This window comes from Megamonas funiformis (assembly GCF_010669225.1).
Lineage (GTDB): Bacteria > Bacillota > Negativicutes > Selenomonadales > Selenomonadaceae > Megamonas > Megamonas funiformis.
The window spans coordinates 1,354,352-1,380,255 of sequence record NZ_CP048627.1; the positions used below are offsets into that span (position 1 = coordinate 1,354,352).

Genomic DNA, 25,904 nt, shown 5'->3' on the forward strand with positions numbered 1-25,904 from the left:
TATATAAAAGGCTAGGAATTAACGTTCCTAGCCTTTTATTTTACCAACTTAGAGCTTCTGCTCCTTGATAGTATTCTGGAGTATCTTTTTCTTTTAATCGTTCTCTTCTATCTTTTTTACGGTCTTTTCTAGCTTTTACTATTGTACTTCTTTTCACTCCTAACTCTTTTAATTTTTTTGCATATGGTGCAAGGTTTTCTTTTCGCTCTTCTGCATCGAGGTAATCATCAATAGCATTTTGTTTTTCTTTTGATGTCTTATTCATATTGTAATATTTAAGCGATCCTAATTCGGTATCTATAGCTTCATTTGTAGATTTAAAGCCCATACCACGAATAATTCTACTCATAGCATCATCATATTTTGTTGTAATTCGTCCTCTTCCGTCCTTGCTTTCACCAATAGCAGCGGTATATATATTATACATACCTGGTGATATAGAACGTAACATTCCTAAATTATCACCTTTTGTAGCATTTAAATAAAATTGAGCAATAGTACCGCCAGTAGCACCGCCGAATTTTTCCATAGCTTTAATTACAGGGTTTGCATCTTTGTTATAATCTTCTCCTAATCCTGGTATTATATCATTCATACCAACACGAGAACTAATATCTATACCAACGTTACTCAAACCACCATACAATAATGTTCTTATAGCTACTCTTTCTGGCAAATTTGCGTCTTTACTAGCTTCTAATAAAAATTGTCTTACTGCTTGTTTTGGACTTACACCAAATACAGGTTCAGAAATCAAGCCAACAAGAGCCCATAACAAATCTTCTGCTGGTAAACCAAATGCACCCGCAAAGAAAATCCAACCACCCCAGAATGTAGCTTTTTGTTGCCATGTTGCGTCTTTTTTACCATTAAACGGAATAAAATCACGCATTAACTCAAATTGTTTTATAGGATATTTCATAAACTGAAATAACACCTGGCTTATAATGCTTCCACGTCTGAATACGTTTGGAGCATCATTTACGCCATAATCAAAGTTAGCCTTACGGTTTATATCACGAGCATATTTAACAGCATCATCATGATTTTTATTTAATACATTTCTTGCTTTTCTATATGCTGCAAGAATAGTTGCACAACGTGCTAATCTTTCTGAAGCTTTAAATAAAATCATTGAGCGGTCGCCCCATTTACCAAAGCTTGTTTTACTATAACCAGCACCACTATCAAGCCCTAATTCATGAAGTACGCCCGTATCTTCCATGGCTTTTCTTTCATCAGGTTTTAATTTTGCTATTCTCTTTTCTGTTTGACTTTCTTTTAAAGCAGCGATATCTTTTGCAGCCTTCATTACTTCACTAGCAGCTTTTATAGGATTTTTATCTGTTAGTAATGCTGTCGTATTTAAAAGTTGTGTTAAATTAAGCATAGCCGATGACACATTCCATACACCGAGTTTTAAAATAGATATTTTATTTGTTATATTACCAGCAACAGATAATGCAGCTCTTTCACCATAACGCGATGTAAATAAATATCTCCACAGTCTGCGATTATTGAGCCATGTACTTATAGAATTTTCTAATGCTGATGGATTACCGTTTACATCATTGATATAGTCTTTGATATATCTAGCTGTACCATTAAGATATTTATTATCCGTACCAATTCTTCCATATATACGTTCAAAATAAGAAATGGCCTTAGGTTTAAATTCTGTTTCTAATGCTTCATATCTACAAGCACTATTGAAGTAATGTCTTAACACCCAATTTAAATCTTTATCTTCATATCCTTTAGCACCTGTTCTATGCTGGATATTTCCAAAGAAACGATGTTTACTAGAGCGTCTTACCTTGTTTTTATTATCACCTTTTTTATTCAAAAGTTGTTTGACGACATCAATACTCATATCAAATTCATTTGCAATACGTTTATTTATTTTTTTATAAGCACCATCGCCAACCATTTCAGCATAATATTCTTCATCAATTCCGACCTCATTAAAATCAAACCTTTTAGGGCAAATTATTAACTTAGCATTTTCATTGTCTTTTAAATACTGTTCTGCTTTTTTATAGGCTTCTTTTACATTTCTTCCACTATCCACAGTTGTAGTAGTTCCATCATCATTTTGAAGTACTACATAGAAATCATGGAAAAAGTGTGGTACATATCCTTCTAATTTATTTACTTTTGGAATAGCTTCACGATATTTAACAGTATATAGCTTGTTATTATCAAGGTTTATTTTTTCGCCTTTTGGTGTACTGTAATCATCGCCGTAAATATGAGTGCTTCCATCTTTTTCCGTTACTCCTTCTTTTTCTTCTAAAATTTGAATAGCTTCATTATTTCTTAGAGCTTCTAATTGTTCTTTATTGCAAACATCTTGTCTTATATGACTAGGGCGAATCTCATACGTTACCAAAACATCGTCCTTATCTTTTTCACTTTGAACCTCATCTAAGATATTGACGAATTTATTTTGTTTTAATCCTTCAAGTTTACTTTTAGAAATAATTTCTGATTTTGTTTGTATTTGCGTTCTAGCTCTATTTATTAACTCATAGCACTCATTTAAAAGACCTCTAATAGCAATATATGCTTTAGCTGTACCTTTTTTTACTCCTGTTTCTTCTACGATTTTATCTGCACGTTTTTCAAAATCAGTTATGCCTTTTCCATACTCTTCGCTTAATGCATCACCTTTAAACATCAAGTCATTTAATTCCTCTATATCCTTATCTTTGTTTTCAAGATAATCAAACGCTTCATTTAATTGTTTATTATAGTAACTACGATTTTTAAGCAATTTGCGCATAGCATTATCAGCATAAGTAAGTACAGGTTTAAATGCTACATACTTTTCGGCTAATCGTGCTGGTGATGATAATATAGATTCAAAACCACCAATATTACCAAGCTCATCAACTTTTTTATCATGTGCACTTTTACTGTATATCTTTATACGTTCATCTTTTTTATTTTTAGTAAATCTATTTTTAATATTTTTAAAAGCACCTTTAAAAATACCTGTAGCACTATCAACACTTTTATCATTGTCAGCAGAAAATTGAGAGTTATATTCGTCATCGTCAAATAAAACGCTCATATAATCCTCACCATATTGACGAATTAAAGACTCCTCTTCTTCTTTACTTATAGAATAAAAATCTCTATTATCATTAATTTTTATCTCGCCATCTTTTCCACGTTCAAATAGTTTATTCCCCTGATTATCAACAATAGATAACGCTAGATTATTAAAGTTTTTGAGCATTGATTTCTTTTGAGTTGTAGTAAGTCTAGCTTTAGGATTGTTTAAGAAATCAGTAAATTTATTCATTAAATCACGAATAAATGAAATTAATCTTTTGGCCAAAGATTTATTTTCTTTGCCTAAATTTCTTAAATATTTAACACGTTTAACTACATCATAAAAACTATCAGCCATCATTTCTTCAATAATTTTATCTTCAGATAATTTATCACCACGCCAAACAATTTTACGATAATCATTAATTTGTTTAGATGTTATTCTCTTCTTCATATCATTTAACATATCATTAAACAAACTAGGATTATTTCTGGCTATCCAATGGAATGTTTCATGCCAAAATACTTTAGGGTGGGACCAGTTACCATTTACATTAAGATATGTTGTACCGTGAGAGTGCCAACCTCTAAATCCTTTTGGACCTGTAAACCAATATATTGGAGTTCCCATTCTATCACCGATTGCAGATATTTCTTTTTCATAGTCGCCAATTTTAACATTATCGAAATCAGCTTTTTCCCTAATATCTACATACTCATCTAATTTTTTATACATATCTTCAGCAAAAGAATAATTACTAGATTGTTCTTTATCTGTTATTCCTCTAACCGCATTAACAAATTTCTGTCTATCTTCTGATGACGAAAATAAAAAACCTTTAGCAAATCTACTATATCCACCGCCAGATTGTTTTGCTAATGATTTCAACTGCTGAAAATTCATTTGCTCTTTTACTTTTACACGATATTTTAATTCGCCATTTCTAGTATCTGTATGAGTATCTAAAATGAAAATATCATCTTCAAAGCTATTTTCTTGTTCACTATTAGAAATATTTTCGTTTAAACCTGGATAATATATTAATCTATCCATTGCAGATTTTACCTTTTTAGGTATTTCAACATTTAAAGGAACATTATATTTTTCTGTTTGATAATTATTAATAAATTTATTAACTAATTCCTCAATACGTTTTTTTATTTTATAAATAGCTTTATTTAATCTATTTATAGGTGTTTGACCTTTATATAAATATCTAATTATACTTTCTGCAAATTTTTCTTCGTTTATATTTTCTTTACTGCTTCCATAATTTTTAACATGTAAATATTCCTTGTTTGTTTTTTCTCCTGTAGTTATCCACTCTCTAATATTATTAAAGTCATCTTTTAATTGTTGAGGACAATTATCTTGTTTTGTTAATAAATACAAATCAAGTATAAATCTATGACCTAATTCATGATAAAGTGCTTGAGATGAACTTTCATTATTTACAATAATCCTAGAATCATCTTTACCAAGATATTTTATTTCTTCGTCTAGTTTATTTATTACTTTTCCCAAAGTATATTCATCTTGAAGTGAATATCTTATATAACTCTCAAATCTTCCTGCAACAAAACCACCTCTTATTGGGTCATATTTAGGTGCTTTAAACTCAATATTTAAACTTTCCCAATAATCAATAGGAGAATAATTTTCGTGATAAACTTCTTTGATTATATTGGATATTGTATCTGCTCTATACGCAATAAACATAGCAGCAGTTTTATTTTCATCATCGGACATATCACTAGAGCTATTCTTGGATTGATTATCCAAAAATGAATATGCTTTTTCAAAAACTTTCTTTCCATCATTAGATAACGATATATCATTAACATCTATTTCTACATCTTTATTTGTTTTTGGTATTGTACCTACCACTATGCGATTGTTATATAAATCTTGTTTTTTATCTTGAGCTACTGGAGTATTTTGTTCTTCACGAATAACTTCACCTTTTAAAATTCTTCTTGGGGCAATTACATCTTCTATCTCATCAAAAAGCGTATTTATTGCATCGATATTTCTAAAAGATAAAGTACCTTCTTTAATTTTTAAAGCTTCTTCTCTATCAGCTTCATTTTCGTATTTATCAATTATATAAATGTCTGTTACAACTTTAGTACCTGCTCTTTCAAAAGTTACTGATGGTAACTCTATTTTTTTCATTATTACTGCACGTTTTTCACCTTCGCGTTCAGCTTTTGTTTTAGCATTAGGTACACCATTTAACCATTTATCTAATCGCTTGCCCATAGAGTTTCCAGCAGGTAAAAGTGCAACAATACGACCGCCATCACGAAGATGATTAAATGCTTTTTCCAAATGCTCCATAGCTGTTTTTGCAGCAGTGCCATAAGGTGGATTCATTACAATTTCATTAAATTTATTATGCACATCATAGTTTTCAAACGTACTTTCTATCACACGACCGTTTTTATTAAATCTTAAACGTATTGTATTTGCTAATTCTGAACTTGGTTCTATAGCTACATTTTTTGTATCTTCTGGGAAAAATCTTGCAATAGCCCCATGACCTGCACTTGGTTCAAGTACACTATCACCAGATTTTATATCAGCAAATTCAACCATCTTATAACCGATAGGTTCTGGAGTCGGATAATAGTCTATACCTTCTCTTGCTTTATTTTTGCTTGTTTTCTTTTGGTTAGCATAATAATAACTTTTAGCTCGTTCAAAAGGCGTAATATTTAACTGTTGCTGTCTATCTCTTTGTACACCGCCCGTACCTTCTGTTTTACTATTAGGCAAATATTTTTTCCAGCTATCACTATCTCTACTTTCTTCAAAGGTTTCGATAAATGACTCTTTTAAATTTCTTGCTTTTTCACCTAACGCTAAATTTTCTGCTGTTGATGAACGTTCGGCGATTACTGATGAAAAGATATATGCTTCTGTATTTGTGCCCGTATTTAAATAACGGAATATAGCATTTGATTTTACACCTACTCTATAGATACGACCTTCACATTGAATAGCGTCTGTTGGTCTAGTTGGTAAACCTAAATCAATTAGAACACGTTGCTTTTTACCTGTTCTATCATGTAAGCTAATACCTTCTTTACCTGACGCTCTTTGAATTAAAATTACATCTAATCCGTCATTATCTTTGTTGAACTCTTTTATCATATTGCTTCTTGTCTTTTTATCTACGCTTCCGTTATATATACCAACTTTATCTCCAAAAGCTTCAATAAATCTATTTATAGGTGATGTTAAATCTTTTAAATTTAAATTCAATAAATCTGGTCGTTCACGTTTAAATAATTCGTATTGCTCCATAGCTTCTTTGCTATATCCACTTTTACCCTCATCATCAACATAAATGAAATCTTCTTTTGTCAAAACAAATGGATTGCTTGCTTCATTCTTTTTAAAGTCATGGAAAATAACTACCTTTTTATTTCCTTTTAGATATTCTTTTACTAAATCAATTGCCGACTTTGCTTTTATTGCTTCTAAGATATAACGAGTTTTATTTCCTTTTAGTTTATTTCTTACACGATCCAATAATAAATCATATTTTTTATTATTATCCCATAAGAATTGAATACCTTCATCAATTTTGGCACCAACGCCACTATCAACTAAAATAAAGCCTCTATCATAATCTTGACTTGTAGTTAAAATTCTTCCTGATAAAGCCCCACTATCTTCAAGGAATTTGTGAAATTCCATTTCCATAAGAGATGTATTTACATCGGCATCAGGTTTTGTTAGCTTGTTATATCTCATGCGATAACCAAAATGTTTAATAAAGAAATCTTCATATGGACTAGGTTGATTATAAGAACGAACTTCTTCTTTATCCTCGCCATAACTGAATAAATAGCCTTCGGCATAATCAACATTCGGAACATATGCAAATGGAGTAGCAGACAAAAATACTACTTTTGGCTTATCTTCTTCTTTTATTTCTTGCCATTGTTTAAATAATTCTTCTCTTTCTTTTGATAACTTATCTATTAAATCTTGTCTTGCTTTCTCTTCTTTTTCAGTAGCTTCTCCAGCTTTTATTTTTTGTGCATAATCATCAACAGTTTTATATTCTTCAGCTCTTAATCTTTGGAAACGTTCATATAGTCCATTATGATTATATGTTAATGCTCTTAAATTATTTAATGAAGCTGTAACTTTCGCTTGCTCACTGCTCATCAAACGATGTGATTCATCGCATAGTATTAAATCCCAATCTCTATTAACAAGATTATTGTTATATCCCATATTAGCATATGTTGTAACAACAACATCTTTTCCAATATCATTTGTATTTTCTAGCGGAGTGATTTTAATATCAAAATCTTTTTTAGCAGCGTCTATCCATGCTTTATTGATATCATTGCTAGGAGTAACAATTAAAATATTCTTTTTACCTTGATTTACAAATCTTTTTAATATGCCAAGCCCTGTATATGTTTTTCCCGTTCCTGTACCATTAGTAAACATTACACCAGGTTTTTTATTTTCAATAAGACGTTCTTCCGCGAACAATACATCGCCTTGTTGTTCAGGCAATAAAATAGGCAAGTCATGCTTAATATCATCAAGCCTACTTGCCTTTTCTTTTGAAATTGCTTTATCTTGTTTTAATAAATTTCCTTCATTGAGCTGTCGTTCTTCAGAAGGTTTACTAATTGGTTCTGTTCTTCCTTCGTCAAATACGGTACTTCCTTCATAGCTATCTCTAATGCTTCCTGATAAGTTAGTATTTCTGGTGCTTCCATTCGTATTTGTGGAACTTTCTTTGCGAACTGTGCTATCGCTAGTCGTTCTGCTAGTATCGGAGCTACTAGACTGAACGCGTATACTACGCTGTCCTTTTCTGTCTTGTGAAGTCTGTCCGTTATTTTCTTCTCCATTTCCTCTAATGGATCCTTCGCTTTCATTATCTGCCCCCACTGGGTTTTTATTGTTCCCTTCGCTATCTCGTTCAGTATTGTTGCTGGTGCTGCCATCAACATTTTCTTTCACCTCTATATTGTCATTTTCTTTTAATTGTACCACTGGTATATCTGGATTGAAATAAGCTTGTGCTCCTTTATGTGCTACTTCAATATATTGCATATATGGTTCAGCTTGTTCATTTCCTACCAATTCTTCAAAATCGCTTTTTATTTTATCTAATGATTTTGTTCCGTTTTCCCATTTAGAACCTACATATTGAAATGCAGCCGCTAATTTATTCTCATCTAAATCATCACCTTGATATGAAGCTGTCATATTCCATGCAGGTTTTATCCAAGGCTTTATACGTTCTCCACCTTTTTCAATCATTCGTTCAGAGAAATTAGCAAAATTATTTATACCACGTTGAGCATAAATCATACCTATTTTAAATAAAGGAACTACTACTTCAGGATTAAATAGTGGATTAGCTGACAAATTATCTAGTGCTTTGTTTAATTTATCCCATTCAGCCTCTAATGCATTATCACTATCATCTACAATTTTTACACGTTTTTTTTGCTTATGTTTTTCAGTATTAGCACGTTTTAATCCAAACGCTTTCAATAAATCATCTTCTGCTGTTTTTACATCAACAAATGAAGTTTGCTTTTCTTGACTATCTTTTTTATTTTCTTTTAATTGTATCACATCTTCATTACTGTTAATATCTTCATTTGATATAATATTAGTAGAAGATATAACGCCGGACGGAGTGCCGAGGGCTTCTTGTGAAGATACTGGTTCCGTATGTACCGTTGTATCTTCTTTTTTTATACTTTCTTCATTTAATGATATATGATTAGTGTTGTTAGTAGTTTCACTATTTGATATACTATTAGTAGAAGAAGCTTGTTGTCTTATGGCCGGAATGCCGTTCCTTTCAGGAGCTTGCACCGGATACACGGACAAGCTTCTTTTTTTATTTTCTTCTTCCGGTAAGACATGATTATAATATTTATTACCATTAACATCAGTAAATATCGTTATCTCAACATTTTGCTCTTTTCCATCAATAATAGCTTTACTTTTTAAATATGAATATTGTATAGCTTCACGTTTGTTTTTTTGATTTTTGTTTGAAGAAATATCCGTTGCATTGCGAATTAAATCAGGCAAATATTTTATAAGTAGTAACTTATTTTCTTTGGCACTGGTAGAAACTGATTTACTTATACCTCGTCTTGTAAAATCTATTGTATTATCAGGTAAATTAACTCTACCTAAAATACTATTTTCAACTGAAGTTCCTTGTAAATGTTCTTTATAATATGTTTTTGCCTTTTGACGTAAATCTTTTAAATCTACATATTTACCAAATTCATCACCAGTTACAGTTACAACATTTTTTTCTTTTGTAGCTTCTGTTTCCTGTTCATTATTTTTATTTTGTTTGTTTTGTTTAATAGCAGTATCCGTTTCAGATGTATTAGAAATTGTTCTTGAAATATTTTCCTTTATGGATTGTTTTTCTTCAACTGGTAATACTTCATCTAATTTATTACCAATGAAATCAATAGCTTTCTTTTGCTTAGTATAGTTATCGCTATTAATATCTTTTTCTACTTTTTTGATATTTACGCTTGAAGGATTTTGTAATTCTCCATTTTCTTTTGCTTCACTTAAACGATTTAATAATCCCTGTGTTACAGCTTTTAAACCTATTAAATCTATTTTTTCTGATTGTTTTGTTTGCTGCACATTCCCTTTATTATTTGCAACGCCTCTTTTATTTTTTGTTGGTATGAAGCGTTCTGCTTCGTAGGCTTCTGCTTTTGTTGCGATTGAGTTAAGTACATTTATTGTATCCTCCATTTCATGAAATTGTTCATCGCCCCCACCTGGTATTTGCCAGCCATATTGAGGGTCAAAGTATCCATCAGTTAAATGCTCTACAGCGATATAATCCAAATTATCTTCAAGTTCTTTTTTACTAATACGACGTGTACCATTAGCGGTCATATCTCTATACCATTGATAATTATTAGAGTAACCTGGACTATTTATATATTCTCCAGTTTCCCTATTATAAGCAACGCTACGAGGTGTTACACCTTGTTTCATTTGTGAACGTAAAATATCTTTGTATCTATCTATTATTTTTTTACGTTCGTTTTCTGCTTCTTGAAGAACATCTTTAAACGCCTTGCCTGTATTTTCAAAAGTATAGTCAAGATACATTAATACGTTTTGTTCTTCTTCTGTCAATTGCTTTAAAAATTCATTTCTTCTACTTTCAGCATTTATAAAATCAGATAGTTTTTTTAATGAACCTTTATTATTCTTAGCTGAATAACCACTAGAGAACATATTACTTATATTTTCAGCTAATTTATCAATGTATCCTTGTTTTAAAATTGGATTTTCAGTAGTTCTAAATTTATCTAATATATCTTTATTAGCTTTTGTTCTACCGTGATTTTCTGTTTTTCTTGCTTGTGTTCCTACGCTTGCTGGTACTTCTGTATCATTATAAATATCGTTAGCATATTGCTGTTCAACTTCACGTCTTTTCTTTTCCTGGTATGTTTTATATGGTACATGTTGTTGTTGCAATTGCTGTTGATATAAAGCTTCTTGCGTTGCTTGTTGTTGTAATAAATTTTGAACATTTTCATTTATTTTTTGTTTGTTTTTTAAATCATCAAACATACCCTGCATTAATCCCGTTTGTTCTACTTCAGGAACATTTGTTCCATTTATGACTTCATTTTCCGCAATATTGCCACCAACAGTATTAGGATTTAATGTATCCTCATTAAAATTACCAAATAAATTACTAAATCTATTTTGTAATTTATTATCATCTAGTTTTCTTACGATATCTTGTGCTTTTTGAATACTATCTCTTGAAAAAATTAGTGATAATGGTGATAGTGAGTTTTGTTTATTTTTACTTCTATTAAATCCACTATTAACTGCTTGTCTATAGGAATTTATATTTTTTACTAAGTTACTATCTAATTCAGATTGTTTTACTTCTTCATAATTAGTTATTTTATTTTCTTGTTTTTTATTATTATTTACAAAATTGTTATATTCATTACCATAATTTCTTAGGATAAAGTTTTTAGCTGCATTATCATCTAAAAATTGACTATCTTCGTTATTATTCTTAAATAATGATTGTAAGTCGTTTATTTCTGCTGGATTTCTACTCGTTTTAATTCGTTGTCTTGCAAATTCACGCAATTTATCAAGATTAGGCGTATTTATCTTAACGTTATTATTTGTTGCATTTATATTTTCATTACCACGCTTATTAATATTATTTGTACTATTAAGTGTTAAATTATCTTGCGTTTCATTATTTTTATAACGATAAGATTGTATTTGTTCTCCATATTTTTTATTTAAAGCTGTAATATTTTCGTCTGTAGCATTAAATCTAAAGTTTCCATTACTATCTTTAACTGTTTTATCTTTAAAGAAATTATATGCATCTTCATTTGCACCTCTCATTGAACCGTCATCATTAAAGGTGCTATTTAATATATCGTTTGTAAAATTAATTGTTATATCATCAATTGAAGATGATGTAGGTGCTTTAATATCTCCATCTAAGTTATTTAATATTTTATCTGCATACGCTACACTTTCAGCATATCTATGTCCTTCTTGCCACGCTCCTAATCCTTCATTATATGCGATTAATGCATCACGCCAATTGCCAGTAGCGTCATACATTTGTTTTAGATATTTAACACCACCCATTACATTTTGTCTTGGATCATTAGGGTCTACACCTAATTCTTCTGCAGTGCCTGGCATGAGTTGCATTAATCCTATCGCTCCTGCTCCCGATACCGCACTTTGGTCAAAATTGCTTTCAGCTTGCATTTGAGCTTGAATAATATTCGTTGGTATTCCATACGTAACAGAAGCCTCATTAATGTATGAATCAATATCTTTATTGCCTGTATTAGCTTCTTGTTCTGGTCTTTGATTGGTTATTGAGCGAGTATAAGAAGCAGCTCCACTCATCGGTGCTCCTGTAAGTGCTCCTATGAGTAGAGAGTCAATCTGGTCTTGACTAGCGTTCCAAGGTAATAATCCCCAGTCTTTATCTGTTTGCGCATTTGAAATGCCTTGCTGTACATATTCTTCTAAACCTTGTTGAGCTGATGTAGCGACTGTTGCTGGTATAGAACGATATACACCTTTGACCATTCTTTCTGGAACACTTTCACCAACTTTTCCAGCTGGTTTAAATATCTTTCCGCCAAGTAATCCATATTCAAGACCATTCGATATTGCCAATGCTGGCAAATTCAATCCAGCAGTTTTCCAACCGCGTAAATAAGGGTCGTCCAATCCTTCTTCTTTTGCTTGTCTTACTACATTACCACCTTCAGATAAACTTTCAGGTACAGATGTTATAGAACCTCTTATCATTGTTTCTAAAGCATCGTCGCTTAATCCACGTAAAAAAGGTAATTTTTTTAATGTTTGTGCTGCTGATGTTACTTTTGTAGCTGTTGCTAAGAATGAAGATGGATATAATGCAGCCATTGAGCCGACCATATTACCAGCGTCGTAAACTAATCCGTCTGGATTGGTTATGTAGTCTAACGATAAAATGTTATCTGCTCCGCTGTATTCTTTATCTCTTTTATTTAAATTAGTAACAGCATTAAATTCATTTCCTGTTTTTTCTGCACCGAATATATCAGCAATACCACCAAATACAGAACTTGCTCCACTAACAGCACCTTTACCAAAATTATAATTATATTCAGCAGCAGTTGGTGCATATGTTTTTTCCATATTATGTTCAAGTTCATTAGCACCTGATAATCCAGCAAACAATAAAGCCAATGGTGAAGCGTCGCCAAATGGTGCTAATGTATTTTGAACACCTTCAGGCAAATTTTCGCTTAAGGTATTTTTTACCCAATTATAATTATTAGAAATACCGCTGGCTATATCACCAGCAGTATCGAATACTTTATCTAATGTAGACTCATTTTCTTCTTGTCGTTTTTTTTCTTCTTCTGCGTTATAAGTTCCGACAGGTCCAGTAGCATTAATAAATTTCTGTAAAAATTTAGACATAATATAATCTCCTTATTTTTAATATCCAGGAATTAATTCTTTTTTGTATTTATCTGGTATTCCACTGAAATATTTTTCAGCCATATCGGTATATCCAGCTTCAAGTTCTCTCCGTCCTTCAAGTGCTAATATCATTGAATTGGCATACGTGCTATCTTCTTCGTCCATTTCTGGTAAATATTTAGCTACCTCATTTTTAAAATCGTCAATATCTTCAGCATCTAACGTTCCTTTTGCCTTTGAAAATCCTTCCGCTAATGGTCTTGACCATGCAGGTGCTTTATCAGATGACGAGTTATTATCACTATCAGGCATTTTACCAGTTAAAACATAAAGTAATCCCTGTCCTTGGTCCCATACTCCAGCACTTACTAATTGTTGAGCTGCATTCATACGAGCAATTTTTTCATTTTGTTCACTTTGATTTCTTATTTGTAGTTGTAATCCTGTATTAAAAGAATTAACGTCTTTTTGAGCTGCTGTTTTTCTAGCAAGCATATCAATATCTTGATTATATTTAGTGTTGATGTTTTCTTGATTAAATTTTTGTTGTAAATTTGCCTTATCTATATCGCGAGCAAATCCCCATTGTTCTCGAGGTGAAGCAAATTGATTAGCATATAATTGAGCCATTTCAGGATTGTTTGCTAATGTTGCTTGTGATAATAAAGCAATACCCATATTAGTTAAAGAACCGTCTGGATTAACTCCTGTTGTATTCATGACATTTTGAAGATTATTCATATATTTTGCTTCATACTGCATAGCCATATCAGAAGCTTTTTGTCTTGCTCTATATTCTGGGATACCTTTATCGCTTAAACTTTGATATGCTCGCTGATAAAAAATATTAGGACTTACTGTAATATCAGGTTGATTTAACAATTCTTGTGGCGTTAAATTATTTATTCGTTCAGTTTCTTCTTGTTGTTTTTTAGCATTTTGTTGAGCTTGTTCTCCTTGTATCATTCGTGTTAAGTTTTCTAAGCTCACATCAGAGCCAGCTTCTGGAATTGATATACCATTTTCATCTGCTAATTGTCTAACAGCTTCTGCTCTCATATTCGCATTTTGCATATCTTCCGTATTATTATTTTGTTGAGCATTTGCATAGTCTTGTTTAGATTGCAAAACACCATTTAATAATTGCATTTTTATATCATCATAAGTTGGCTCATTAAAATTTTGAACTTTATTTAAGCGATTTTGTACTTCTTCAACTGTATTTTCTTCTCCTGCTACATCTAATTTTATGCCGTATAAATCAGCAAGTTGTCTTGCTCCATTTGCCTGTTGTTGAGCTTGTTTCATTCCTTGAGTATCTCCATTTTGTTGAGCACTAGCATATTTATTTTTAGCGTCAATTATTTGTTGATATAGCATTTGTTCAATAGATTGTCCATTATAAGAATTAGCCTCACCACCAGTTTTTAGTGATGAGGCCTGATAAAAAGAAGGTATACCAAATACATTTGAAATTGCATTGTTAACTACATTTTGACCTAAGTCAGACATTATATTATTACCACTTAACGAGCCATTATCTTTTTGTGCTTCTTGCATTACTGCTTGATTGGTTAAGTTATTATTATTTTCATTTATTTGAGCTTGTGTTTGTGGCTGTTCTTGTTGTTGCCCTAATCTGCTTAAATCCATATTTTGATTGTTTGCTTGTGCAGCAGTATTTATATCATATCCAGTAATAGGCGTGTTTAGTAATTCTTCTTTTAACGATAATGCTTGCTTATTATTATCATTATTCCCACTCCCCGTAATTGTTGGTAATACTTTATTATCTAACCAGTTTTGGAAAGGTTTTCTTAATGTATCTCCAATTAATGAACCAAGTAAATAATTCGGATCTGAATTTTGCATACTCATCATCGATGCTATTTGATTTAATCTTTGTTGATACCAGTCTTGACCAGTTGAATTGTAATTTCCAGCCATTATTAAAAACTCCCTTCTTAAAATAATCCGCCAAATAATCCACCAAGTAATCCGCCACCGCTAGTGGTTTGAGTAGTTGTAGTCGTTCCTTTACCTGCTAATGCATTAAGCGTAGAATTACCTGAACTTGCAAGCCCTGTTGAAGCATTCCATAAATTAAGTGCTGGCTGTTGGGCCGCTTCTTGTGCTCCTGCTGCTGTTGTTATTCCTGCCGATGCATTATTGATATTTCCATTATTTATTCCATTTAATAAGTTCATGTAACTTTGCTGTTGTTGTGAAATAGTATTATTCACGCTATCAGATAAATCTTTAATTCCTGTAGTTGTTACAGAACTATTCAATACACCATTATTAGCAAGTCCATTTAATAAATTACCCATACTATTTTGAGCTATGGTTGATACATTATTAGTTATATTGTCTAGTGCTGCTTGCGGTAATTGTCCATTAGCCAAAGCTTGATTATTTTGGTTTGCTTGATTTATTTGACTTTGTGCTTGATTATTAGCTGTGTTAAAATCATATTGAACAGCACCTATTGAGTTTTGCAGAATATTTTTAGCAGTATCATTTAACCATGATGCATTAGGTGCATATTGATTAGCTAAGTCAGCTTGAACTTTTTGCAGCTGTAGCTCATATTCTGTTGGTTGATACGATTGGTTGTTTACCGTTGTATTTCCTTTGAATAACTGCAAATCTATATAATAAATTTTAGGTTTGTATGCATGCATAGCCTCACCTACTTTCTATATCTAAATATCCCATGTTACATAATAAGAAATCCTTGTTATATCATCATGCATATGTACAGGTGATATACGAGCCTTCTTACCTTCTTTGTTTTCTGCATAATAGATAAAAGAGCCGTCATGAAGCGGCTCTTTTTTAGTTATCTTATATTCCCAAAAACGAATATAAGCTTTTATATTTTCTCGTATGCATATTGTACCTATTTTTTTTATTCCTAGCATTTGAGCAAATACTGTGGCAAAATCTCGCCAAAATTTGCCATCACCAGCCATTTGATAAATCATTAGCATACTATTATCTTGAGTAGTGCCAATTTCACAAAAGCCACGAGAAGGCAAATAAAAAAGCTTAAACCCTTCTTTTGGTTTAAACTTATCTTTTGTTTTTTGCTCATATTTTTTTATATATTCATCTAATGTATTATTCATATAAAAAATCCCATAAATAAACCATTTTTCCCACGTGGGAAAAATGGCATTAAAACTTGAATTTATAACCTAGAATAACTGTCTTTTCATCAGCGATTATCCAGGTATTTTTTATATCCCCAGCTATGGCGATACCATTATTTCCAATACCTAGACCAATAGCATAATTCTTTTCTTTGTTAATCTGTTGATTGTTTTCGTACTGCGTCAATAATTGATTGGCATTCGTTAATGAGCTGGTCAAATCGTTCACTTGCGTCTGTAGCTGTTCCGATTGCGTTTTCAAGTTTTGTACTTGTTCCTTCGATATTTGAAGCTGTTCCTGCAATGTCTTGTTTTGCTCCTTCAGCTCGGTCAAGTTCGTTTCTAATTGCGTCAGTTGGCTTTCCGTTATCGTATACGTCTTTTCTGTCGCTCCACAGACTGCACACATACAAGACCACAATAATAATACCGCCAATAATAATATATTTATATTTTTTAATCTTACTAAGCACATCATTCAAGTGTGTTCACTTCCATTTCTTCAATACAAGGATTTAATGCTCTAAGCCCTGCAAAATAAAGTACATCGCCTTGCATAAAGCAAAATTCAGGTACATTATCTAATAGCACTTGGTTAGGATTTTTAGATGTTTCAAAAATATCTTTAATCTTTGCTTTTGTAATACCTTCAATTGGTTCTTTACTTACAAGTTTAATAGTTTTAATCATGATAAACCGCTCCTTTATTTTGTTATTTCTGCGTTATTTAATAATTGAATTATCTCGTTAATTTTATTTTTTATTATATCTAACGTGAGCATATCTCCGCTTTCTGTAATTTGATTTATTTGAGGTTGTTGTATTATTCCTACATGGTTTGCGGTTAAGAGCAAATTTGTTACTTCTTTAGACAATTTACTCAATATAATAGCATCATCTGACACTTTTTCCGCACTTATGGCATTATTAACTATTTTTTCTGTAGTTATTGATAAATTCTTTATCATGCTTGTTTCAATTTTGTCATCAGCTAATAGTTTATCAATTACTTCTTTTGCAAGCTTAATTAAGGTAACAGCACCATCAATTATTTTTTCTGTACTTACAGAATTATCATTTGGAATATTTCCTTCTGCTACTTGCAATTTAGTTATTTCCCACCATGCTTTTAAATATTGTTCTTTCCGCCAAAAAGGATTAGTAAATGGCTGATAATCTTTACCAGCCATTGCCATTACTATTGAATATAAATATTGTTCTTCTAAATCTGTTGTCGGTTTTGGCAAATTATCTATTATATCCTGGTAATCATTCATAGTAGACACTGCAATCAAGCCCCATATTTCCAATTCGTTCACAATCGGTGTATTGCCACATTCGACATATACGATTAGGATTTTCTATGGCAAAACTATTTTCTGGATAATATTGAGCTACCCAAATAGGTACATAATCAGGCAATGCTTTTAAGTCTATAATATTTGTGAGCCAATCATAAGAACTATATAAGCCTACATAGTTATATCCTTTATCTAATAATGTACTGATAAAATTAGCAATAGGATAAACTACGTTTAAGTATCCTTCTAGCATATCTTTATCTTCAGCATCATACCAGATACCAAGTTCAGGATTTTTCCCATTAAGATATGTCTTAATCTGTTTATCAACCCAATTAGCTTCTGCTACAGCTTCACGAATAAATGACGCATGACTATAATAATAAACGCCATAGCGTAATCCATACGCTACAGCGTTATTTACATGTTCTATAAACTTTTCATCTAAACTATAATGTTCTCCTATTTTTAGAATAACTCCTTCAATTCCAGCGTCTTTTACTGCCTGCCAATCGATCCATTCTTGCCAAGCAGAAATATCAATTACTTTCATCATTAATCACCGCCAAATCAATATTTTCAATTTCTGCACGTTTTTCTAATACTTTTAATTTAGCTCTCATATAAATTAATTGTTCATATAAAAGCTCATAACTGCATTTAGGCTTAAATGGTAATGTTCCTGCTTTATAAGCTTTTAACATTTTTGCTAAACCTTCTGCTCTATTTTTATCCTGTGCGTATTCAGCTTGAAATCTTTCTTTAAAATCAGCACTTAACATTAATTTAACAGTATCTTTTAATTCCATAATTTCACCTTTCTAAATCCAATCAATAATAGTATTTTCCTTGAAATTTTTTTCCCATACGAACCAAGCAAAAGCCATTGCTGTTGATTTACTATATGTTTTAAAATCTCCATTTTTAGCACAATTTAATCTTGCACTAGATACATAAACTTTTTTAGGTGGAAATTCTTTAAAAAATTTACCACGTTCTATACCTTCTAAGAATAATAATCTTAAAAATAATGCTACCTTTGAACCAGTATTAATAATATTCAAAGCATGTTTCAAAAATGGTAAAGCTATTTTATAAGGAGGATTAGTTATTATATCACCTGCCCATTTATTATAATCAAAAAAATCTTTTTGTATCCCATACCCTCTATCTATTAAATCACTTGATAAAACATTATAATTATAACTTTTTAAAACTTCACTCATATGTCCTTGTCCACATGCTGGTTCTAAAATAACATTATTAAATTTTTCTTTTTCCATTAATAAAATAGTTGCTTTAGGTTCAGTTGCATAAAAATCATTTTCTTCACGTTTTGATTTAGCATGATTGCTTGCACCTAAAACTTTTATAGAATTACTTCCCATTATTTATTATTAAATCCTTTTCTAGCAGATTGAAGTAAAAATGTAAGCAAATTATATATTTGTGCAAAAATATATCTTTCATGATTTTCTTTACCAATGCCCATATTATAGAAATTAGTAATTACAAAACCATTTTTACATGATGTTTCGATAATTTCATGGTTTGCTCCAGTAATTGATGTGCTTGTAATAAAATTGCAAACATCTTTTTGAGTAATAGTATCTTCTTTTTCTAGTTCTAAATACTGTGCTTCAAAGATATCTTTAGGACACCAAGATATATAACCATCAGGATAATAAATTTTATATCCTTCATCTCCAGTCATATGACCTTTGAAGTCTTTCCATGCTTTGCATGGTTCTGCTTTTATCATTTTTACGCTAATATAATTTTTCATTTTTATTCTCCTTTAACAGTATAATTTTCCCATTTTTTATAAACATCTACATAAGTTTCATTTTCATTGCCGTTATGAGTTATTTCGTAGTACATACCATCACTAACTGTAGTGCTTACAAGAGCTTTCCAATTTTGCAATGTTTTAGAAAACCAAACTACATAAATATCATCTAATGTAATTTGTTTATTATCTGTTTTATCTACGTGAGAATTAAAATATTCCATTACAATTTTTCTTGCTTGTTCTTGCATTATTAATCCTTCTTTCTTTTTATTTTCTAATTTTTTCTTTTTGCATAGCATACTGTGCTAAGTTATTTTTTAATTTAGTTGGAACTGGTACACCACAGTTTGTAGCATTTTCTAATATGCTCAAGCCCTCATTTGCGATATAAAATAAAATCGCAATATCTCGTGTTATCGTTCCCTGATTGAAAACAATATCTGCCGTATGTGCCACCATAATAATAATGACGATGACAGCTTTTTTTGCTAATCCTCGCCAACCTTTTCTACTGTCTAATTTTTTATTAGGGTTTATCCAGGCTGATAAAAGACCTGTTATATAATCTAACACCATTAGTAACAAAATAGCTTCCCACAAATTAGACCAACTACCAAACAAATGACTACATATAGTCCCCACAGTAGCGAAACACGCTCCCCATTCAATTTCTAATCGGACTGGTATAATCGTCTTGCAAAATGAAACCATATCCGCCAAAAACTCCTGCATTTTAATCACCTTCTTAAAATTTAATTTGATAAAACAAACCGCCAGCCATTGTAGCGTATGCGTCGTTATTATCTACATGGTCATCGACAAACTTTTCTTTTGCCCAGGCAATAGCTGAAGTAATTAAAAAAGCTTCAAACGCACTGCAACCTACATTACGCTGAAGCTGGTCTTGAATTACATATCCTGCCATAAAATGTAAAGCTTTATCTGTTGGAATATTATCCTGTATATCATGCAGGCTATTAGCACTTGCAGTTGCTGTAGATAAAAAGAAGGCACAACATAACGCTAATAATAATTTACGCATTGTCTGTACCTTCTTTATTTTTATTTACATTTTCTGTTGTATTTTGATATGCAATGCAATTAGGATTAGTACATTTACCATCTGCTAATTCTCCTGCACAATATTTACAACGTTCTTTTCTAGTAAAAAATGCCATTTTATTTATCCTCCTGAGTTAATTTTTTTATTAATGTTTCATATACAAGTTTATTCGATTCTTCTTTTGTTTTGCATTTTTTCATTTTAGACGTGAAATCTTTATCTCGTACAAATAAATTAAGCAATTTGCGTTTGAAATAATATAGATATATTACCGCTCCAATTATTAATAATATAATAATCGGTGTAAGTATTTTAATAGTATCCGTGTCCAGAAGTGTAAGCCATATAAAGTAATCCATATTTATTCTCCTTTTAATATTTCTTGTTTAGCTACCTCATACGCCTGATTAAATTCCATAAATTCTTGTTGTATAGATTGTATAGCCTCTGTATTTCCAGCAAGCGTAGCAGTATCTAAATCTTGTTTAAATCCTTCTTTTTGTGCATTATATTCTACTTCTAAAGCAACTAAAGCTCTTGCCTGTAATTCTTCTTGTGTTGGTTCAGGTGGTATATAAATAACTGGTTTTCCTGTTTGGTTATCTCTCTTAAATTTAGCATAATTATTATCTTCATTACTCATATTACCTATATAGTAATTGTATTCTTCTAATGGAATTTCAATATATCCATCAGACGTGAGTTTATTTTTTCCGCCATAATTATTAACATGAAACGATGGAATGAATCCTTCTGGCAATCCTTCGTCATTGAATTTTGCAAAATATGTTGTAGTCATTATAATATCTCCTTGTTATTTTATTAAAAAAGGGGTAATTTAAATGCGCAAACCAAATGGATATGGTAGCATTAAAAAATTAAGTGGTAAAAGGCGGAGACCTTACGTTTTTCTCATCTCCGCCGAAGGAAAGCAAAAGCCTATTTCTTATTTTTGTACACAAGCAGAAGCAGAAATTTATGCAGCAGAATATAATAAAAAGCATACTAGTAAAATCCTCCATGGTCATCAAATTACATTTTCGGAACTTTATTACAGGTGGCTACCATTCCATATAGATAAATACCAACCTAGCAAAAGTACCATAAATAGCTATAAAAATTCTTATAAACATTGCCTACCTTTACATGAAATGCCATTAAAAAAAATTAAATATTATCATCTACAAGATGTAATTGATACTGTTAAGAAAAAAAGACTTTCCTACAGTAGTTGTAAGAAAATCCGTTCTTTAATTAGCCTTATGTTTAAATATGGAATTATGATGGAGTATTGCAATAAGAACTATGCCAATCTATTAAATTTAGGTAAAAATAAAGCAATCCGTCCACACAAACCTTTTACAAGACAAAAAATAAATAAGTTATGGTCTAATTTAAATATTGAAGGTGTCGATACTGTATTAATCCTAATTTATACGGGAATGAGAGTCGGAGAGCTTTTAAATCTTACTAAAGAAAATATTTATATGCGACAAAAATACATCAAAATTACTAAATCTAAAACAAAGTCTGGATTAAGGGCTATACCTATTCATGATAAAATATTTCCATTGATTTATAACAGAATGAATATACCTGGTAAGTATCTAATCTCTGATAATAACAAAACCCCTTATAATTACAGTAAATATCGAACTTTATGGAATAGAATTATGCAACAAATAAACGCAAAACATAGTACCCATGATTGTCGACATACCTGCGCAACTTTATTAGATAATGCAGAGGCAAACGAAAATGCCAAACGAAGAATACTCGGTCATGCGACAGGAGATGTTACAGATACTGTATATACTCATAAAAATCTTAAGCAGCTACGAAAAGCAATAAACAAAATAAAATAATTGTTACTAATAAGATACTTATATTTTAGTAATACTTGTAAAAATAAGGATTTATCTGTATATACTAGTGTTACTAATGTTACTTCTAAAAATCATTAAAACAATATATTTTTAAACTTAAAAACCGTTGCAAAATCTGTTAAGCCTTTAATTGCAACGGTTTATTCTATATATATAATTTATAAAAATATCAATGGTAATCACTATCTAAATGATTTGCTGTAAATACAGATAAATCTTGCGTATTATCATATAGTTTATTTAATAGTAGCCTTAAATCTTCTTGCGAAATATAAATATGACCATTAGTCCTACTATTTATAGTATCTATTATTTCTTTAGACTCCGTACTCCAGATATAAGATAATTCTTCGATATCCTCTTTTGTTAAATGTATGTTTACCATATCTGAGCTTCCCCATTGATATTGATTAGATATGTCCTCTTCTTCTAAAGTTGTAGGCAGTACCCACATTGTATACTCAGGTATTTTGCTTTTGAACTCAATCTCTTTTTTTGTTTTCTTCTTCTAAAGTTGTAGGCAGTACCCACATTGTATACTCAGGTATTTTGCTTTTGAACTCAATCTCTTTTTTGTTTTAGGTTCTACAACCACTTTCGTGTTAAATAGTTTTTTTATTTTGGTATATATATTATTAAACATATGCATCAACCTTTCATTAGACAGTGGAGAATGTTCGGATTAGATGAAAATTATACTGGCGATTTGAGAACAGTTAAAATTAATACAGCAATAACTTTTAAAGAAAAACTATCATTTGCTATAGCTACACCAGCATCAGATTCAGAAGCAAATTTAATATCTGTTGTAAAATCAACATCAACAGAATTAAATAATATTATTGTAAATATTAAAGGTGTCGTTACTGGAGGAAGTAATGGTCAAATTAGAGTGTTTTTTGTAGGAAAATAATTATTTACTTAATATAAACCATCTAAAAGTTTGAGGATTTTCTTTGAACCTAAAAATAATGTTAGTTGGTGTTACATCTGCTACACCTAAAAAATAACCTATTCCATCATTTTCGAAGCTAGATATACCATCACAGGCATTACAATATAATAATTGTTTTATTGTAATATTTGTCGGTATATTTACTAATTTATCACTACCTACAATTAATCCCCACTGTTGATGTATCAACCTACAGTGGGGATGTGCATTTACAGCATTTAGCAAAGATAACATAATAAGTGTTAATCTTCCTATAAGTTCCAAAACACTTGCTATAACAACAAATATATTAAAAAAATCACCATCTACACCTCAAGCGATATCAAATGCTTTTATGGATAATAGCCAAACTGTTAATACATTTTCTATTTGCCATAATTTGGGAAATGAAAAATATGCTGTTTTATATGCTACTATTTCATATCTTTAAACAGTGGGGATATTTTAAACTTGAAGATAATCAGAAAGATGTAGAAAATATAATTTCTTTACCATTAACTGTTAAAAATAATTATTTAACATGGGTTAATAAACATGGAACTTTAATTTATACTAATATGTTTTATACAGTAGCTCCAGATAAAACTAATTTTAGATTTTATACAAACACTGTAGGAGGATATATGTGGGGTAGCATAGGTTTCATATAAACAGTGGGGATTATTAATATTAAAAAAAGACCATACGCAAGAGCCAGATAGTAATTATGTGCAAGAATCGTTAAATTTGCCAATTAGTTTAAAAATAGTAGTATGCGGAATATCTACATGTAATGTCTTAATAAATACTTATTGTTATATTCATGCTACATTGCCCACTTTAACAATAGGAAGAAATCCATATAATGCAGATACAAAACACTACTATCTAATTGTCGGAAAATAATTAACTTCCTATAAACACCGATATTCCACTAACACCTGTAGGTGCTAGCTCCCCTGTTTGTTCTGTTCCATTAGGATATGCTCCATAAATATAACAAGAATTAATATCTTTGTTTTTTATAATTAAATTATAAAAATATCCTGTATAATCAAAAGCCCAATAAAAATATAAATTATTTTTAAATGCTATTGGAAATGTAAAAGTATTATTTTTCCCTTGTTCTACATTTGTAACAAACATTCCCCACTGTAGAATTAGTCCGCCAAATAATTTTCCTAAGCAAATATAACCATTTTGAGCTATCAACCAATTAACACCTAAAAAACTTCCACTACTACTTACACCTGTTTCTTCTGTGCCTGCTAATTTAGATATCAATTTAAATACCATAGTTGTTACAAATTTTTGTACCCATCTTGTACTTGCTATTTTATTTGAATTATCATCATCAGGCGGATCTTCACCTATTACATCAGTTTTAACAACTTCGTTTAGATTAATTTCATTTGTTGTTCCATCACCTTTAGTAATAGTTATTTTGTTGTCTGCACCAGTTATATTAGATACAAACTTACTAAAAATCTTTTTTGTAAATAATGCTAATCCGTTAGCATCTAAAAACTTCATGTACTACACCTCCATTAATAAATATGTTTTCCATTTCACTAGAATTAATACATTCATCTCCAGATGGTTCAGGATATAAACCACTATTTAAATACAAGTCATCAATAGTATCTGTATCAATGGCAGAATTTAAACTATATACTGTTATATATCCATCTCCTTTATTGAGAAAAATATCTATTATTGTTTCATCAATAATAGCCTCTTTTTCTTCTAGAGTTGTATCTTCATTTAATTTTAAAATATCATCAATAATGTCATTAGTAATAGAAGTAAAACATAATACTTCACTTTGTTTGTTTCCTTTGGTTACAGTTACTATACCATTACTTTCTAATACATCTTTTACATAAGTAACATCTATTTGTTGTCCTAAGTTATCTTTTGCAGCTTTAACAGCACTTTGAGCAAGTTCAACATTATTTATTTTTACAATAGAAGTACCGCCATCACCTTTATACATTGTTATGTTACCACCATAAGTTGATAACTTTTTTATATAAGTTTGATGTATTTGTTGACCTAAATTATCTTGCAATGTTTTTGTAGCATAATTAGCATTATCTGAATTAATCGCATGAGTTACATTGTTAATAGTAACTTTTGAAGTTGTACCATTTCCTTTGGTGATAGTAAGTTCAGCATTAGAGCCTGTTACACCTTTTACATAAGTAGTATCAATTTGCTGATTTTTGTTATCTTTTAAGGTTGTATCCGCATGAGCTACATTGTTTATTGTTAAACTACCTGTGGAATTATCTCCCTTAGTAAATACGATTGTTGCATCATCTGCTTTTAATGATTTAATGAAGGTTTCGTCAGCATATTCTTTAGCTCCAAAATATAACTTAGTTATATCGCCCATCAATGTCCATTTTGTGTTGGTTTTATCTCTTACATATAAATTATTCTCTTCAAATTTAAACTCGTACGGTAAAGGATTGTCTGCATCAATAGTTTGGTGAGTTACTATTTTATATAAAAGCTCATAAATATGCTCTATTTCTCCCATATATTTTTTTGAAAAAATTATTACATTATCTCCTCTATATTGAAAATATAAAGGGAATACTGGTGCTAATTTCCCATTTTGAATTGTTGGTAATGCCTTTGGTAATCCATATTTTATCTCAATAGCATCTGTATCCAT

General features: G+C 30.7%; 23 protein-coding genes. 3 read left to right on the forward strand and 20 right to left on the reverse strand.

All coding sequences use genetic code 11. The annotated features are described in order from the left end of the window. Nucleotides 1-40: 40 nt before the first annotated feature. The 16 genes from GXM21_RS06885 to GXM21_RS06960 all read right to left on the reverse strand — a co-directional run bounded on the left by GXM21_RS06885 (nt 41) and on the right by GXM21_RS06960 (nt 21,200). Nucleotides 41-13,087 carry a transglycosylase SLT domain-containing protein gene (locus tag GXM21_RS06885; protein ID WP_008537763.1) on the reverse strand — a complete coding sequence of 4,349 codons (13,047 nt, stop codon included), beginning with the start codon at nt 13,085-13,087 and terminating at the stop codon, nt 41-43. 18 nt (nt 13,088-13,105) lie between these two features. After that, a complete protein-coding gene (locus GXM21_RS06890) occupies nt 13,106-15,037 on the reverse strand; it encodes a hypothetical protein (protein ID WP_008537762.1) in 1,932 nt (643 codons plus the stop codon). Nucleotides 15,038-15,054: 17 nt separating this feature from the next. Continuing rightward, entirely contained in the window at nt 15,055-15,774 is a 720-nt protein-coding gene (locus GXM21_RS06895) for a hypothetical protein (RefSeq protein WP_008537761.1), read from the reverse strand. A gap of 21 nt (nt 15,775-15,795) precedes the next feature. After that, nucleotides 15,796-16,221, reverse strand: coding sequence for a hypothetical protein (locus GXM21_RS06900; RefSeq protein ID WP_008537760.1), 426 nt, complete (start codon nt 16,219-16,221; stop codon nt 15,796-15,798). Nucleotides 16,222-16,400: 179 nt separating this feature from the next. After that, the gene (locus GXM21_RS06905; RefSeq protein ID WP_154645548.1) at nt 16,401-16,652 is read right to left on the reverse strand and encodes a hypothetical protein; all 252 of its coding nucleotides are present in this window, start codon (nt 16,650-16,652) and stop codon (nt 16,401-16,403) included. 67 nt (nt 16,653-16,719) lie between these two features. After that, entirely contained in the window at nt 16,720-16,935 is a 216-nt protein-coding gene (locus GXM21_RS06910; protein ID WP_008537757.1) for a hypothetical protein, read from the reverse strand. Between the two features lie 14 nt (nt 16,936-16,949). After that, nucleotides 16,950-17,564, reverse strand: a complete 615-nt coding sequence (locus tag GXM21_RS06915) for a hypothetical protein (protein ID WP_154645547.1) — start codon at nt 17,562-17,564, stop codon at nt 16,950-16,952. After that, a complete protein-coding gene (locus tag GXM21_RS06920; protein WP_008537755.1) occupies nt 17,515-18,102 on the reverse strand; it encodes a GH25 family lysozyme in 588 nt (195 codons plus the stop codon). The genes GXM21_RS06915 and GXM21_RS06920 overlap by 50 nt, the downstream gene beginning before the upstream one ends. Continuing rightward, on the reverse strand, nt 18,086-18,355 hold the full coding sequence (locus GXM21_RS06925; RefSeq protein WP_008537754.1) for a crAss001_48 related protein: 270 nt from the start codon (nt 18,353-18,355) through the stop codon (nt 18,086-18,088). Before GXM21_RS06925 ends, GXM21_RS06920 begins: the two co-directional genes overlap by 17 nt. 12 nt (nt 18,356-18,367) lie before the next feature. Next, entirely contained in the window at nt 18,368-18,934 is a 567-nt protein-coding gene (locus tag GXM21_RS06930; RefSeq protein WP_008537753.1) for a conjugal transfer protein, read from the reverse strand. Further along, a complete protein-coding gene (locus GXM21_RS06935; RefSeq protein ID WP_008537752.1) occupies nt 18,934-19,332 on the reverse strand; it encodes a hypothetical protein in 399 nt (132 codons plus the stop codon). Before GXM21_RS06935 ends, GXM21_RS06930 begins: the two co-directional genes overlap by 1 nt. A gap of 2 nt (nt 19,333-19,334) precedes the next feature. Then, complete coding sequence (locus GXM21_RS06940; RefSeq protein WP_008537751.1) at nt 19,335-19,586, reverse strand: DUF6275 family protein; 252 nt, start codon at nt 19,584-19,586, stop codon at nt 19,335-19,337. A gap of 19 nt (nt 19,587-19,605) precedes the next feature. Beyond that, on the reverse strand, nt 19,606-20,070 hold the full coding sequence (locus tag GXM21_RS06945; RefSeq protein ID WP_083826925.1) for a phage holin family protein: 465 nt from the start codon (nt 20,068-20,070) through the stop codon (nt 19,606-19,608). 13 nt (nt 20,071-20,083) lie between these two features. Next, the gene (locus GXM21_RS06950; RefSeq protein WP_008537749.1) at nt 20,084-20,380 is read right to left on the reverse strand and encodes a hypothetical protein; all 297 of its coding nucleotides are present in this window, start codon (nt 20,378-20,380) and stop codon (nt 20,084-20,086) included. Then, nucleotides 20,373-20,516, reverse strand: coding sequence for a hypothetical protein (locus tag GXM21_RS06955; RefSeq protein ID WP_008537748.1), 144 nt, complete (start codon nt 20,514-20,516; stop codon nt 20,373-20,375). Before GXM21_RS06955 ends, GXM21_RS06950 begins: the two co-directional genes overlap by 8 nt. Before the next feature lie 246 nt (nt 20,517-20,762). After that, entirely contained in the window at nt 20,763-21,200 is a 438-nt protein-coding gene (locus tag GXM21_RS06960; protein ID WP_008537746.1) for a hypothetical protein, read from the reverse strand. Between the two features lie 43 nt (nt 21,201-21,243). Between GXM21_RS06960 and GXM21_RS06965 the strand changes: the two genes are divergently transcribed. Further along, on the forward strand, nt 21,244-22,266 hold the full coding sequence (locus GXM21_RS06965; RefSeq protein ID WP_008537745.1) for a tyrosine-type recombinase/integrase: 1,023 nt from the start codon (nt 21,244-21,246) through the stop codon (nt 22,264-22,266). 190 nt (nt 22,267-22,456) lie between these two features. Here the strand turns inward: GXM21_RS06965 and GXM21_RS06970 are convergent, their stop codons facing one another. Further along, on the reverse strand, nt 22,457-22,672 hold the full coding sequence (locus tag GXM21_RS06970; RefSeq protein ID WP_154645545.1) for a hypothetical protein: 216 nt from the start codon (nt 22,670-22,672) through the stop codon (nt 22,457-22,459). A gap of 288 nt (nt 22,673-22,960) precedes the next feature. Between GXM21_RS06970 and GXM21_RS06975 the strand changes: the two genes are divergently transcribed. Continuing rightward, nucleotides 22,961-23,200 carry a hypothetical protein gene (locus GXM21_RS06975; protein ID WP_039881314.1) on the forward strand — a complete coding sequence of 80 codons (240 nt, stop codon included), beginning with the start codon at nt 22,961-22,963 and terminating at the stop codon, nt 23,198-23,200. On the opposite strand, the gene GXM21_RS06980 is transcribed toward GXM21_RS06975, so the two are convergent. Further along, complete coding sequence (locus GXM21_RS06980; RefSeq protein WP_008537741.1) at nt 23,201-23,476, reverse strand: hypothetical protein; 276 nt, start codon at nt 23,474-23,476, stop codon at nt 23,201-23,203. It abuts the gene before it with no gap. Nucleotides 23,477-23,637: 161 nt separating this feature from the next. Between GXM21_RS06980 and GXM21_RS06985 the strand changes: the two genes are divergently transcribed. Beyond that, entirely contained in the window at nt 23,638-23,892 is a 255-nt protein-coding gene (locus GXM21_RS06985; protein ID WP_008537740.1) for a hypothetical protein, read from the forward strand. A 235-nt stretch (nt 23,893-24,127) separates the two neighbouring features. On the opposite strand, the gene GXM21_RS06990 is transcribed toward GXM21_RS06985, so the two are convergent. Next, the gene (locus GXM21_RS06990; protein WP_008537739.1) at nt 24,128-24,754 is read right to left on the reverse strand and encodes a gp53-like domain-containing protein; all 627 of its coding nucleotides are present in this window, start codon (nt 24,752-24,754) and stop codon (nt 24,128-24,130) included. Beyond that, entirely contained in the window at nt 24,735-25,904 is a 1,170-nt protein-coding gene (locus GXM21_RS06995; protein WP_008537738.1) for a hypothetical protein, read from the reverse strand. The genes GXM21_RS06990 and GXM21_RS06995 overlap by 20 nt, the downstream gene beginning before the upstream one ends.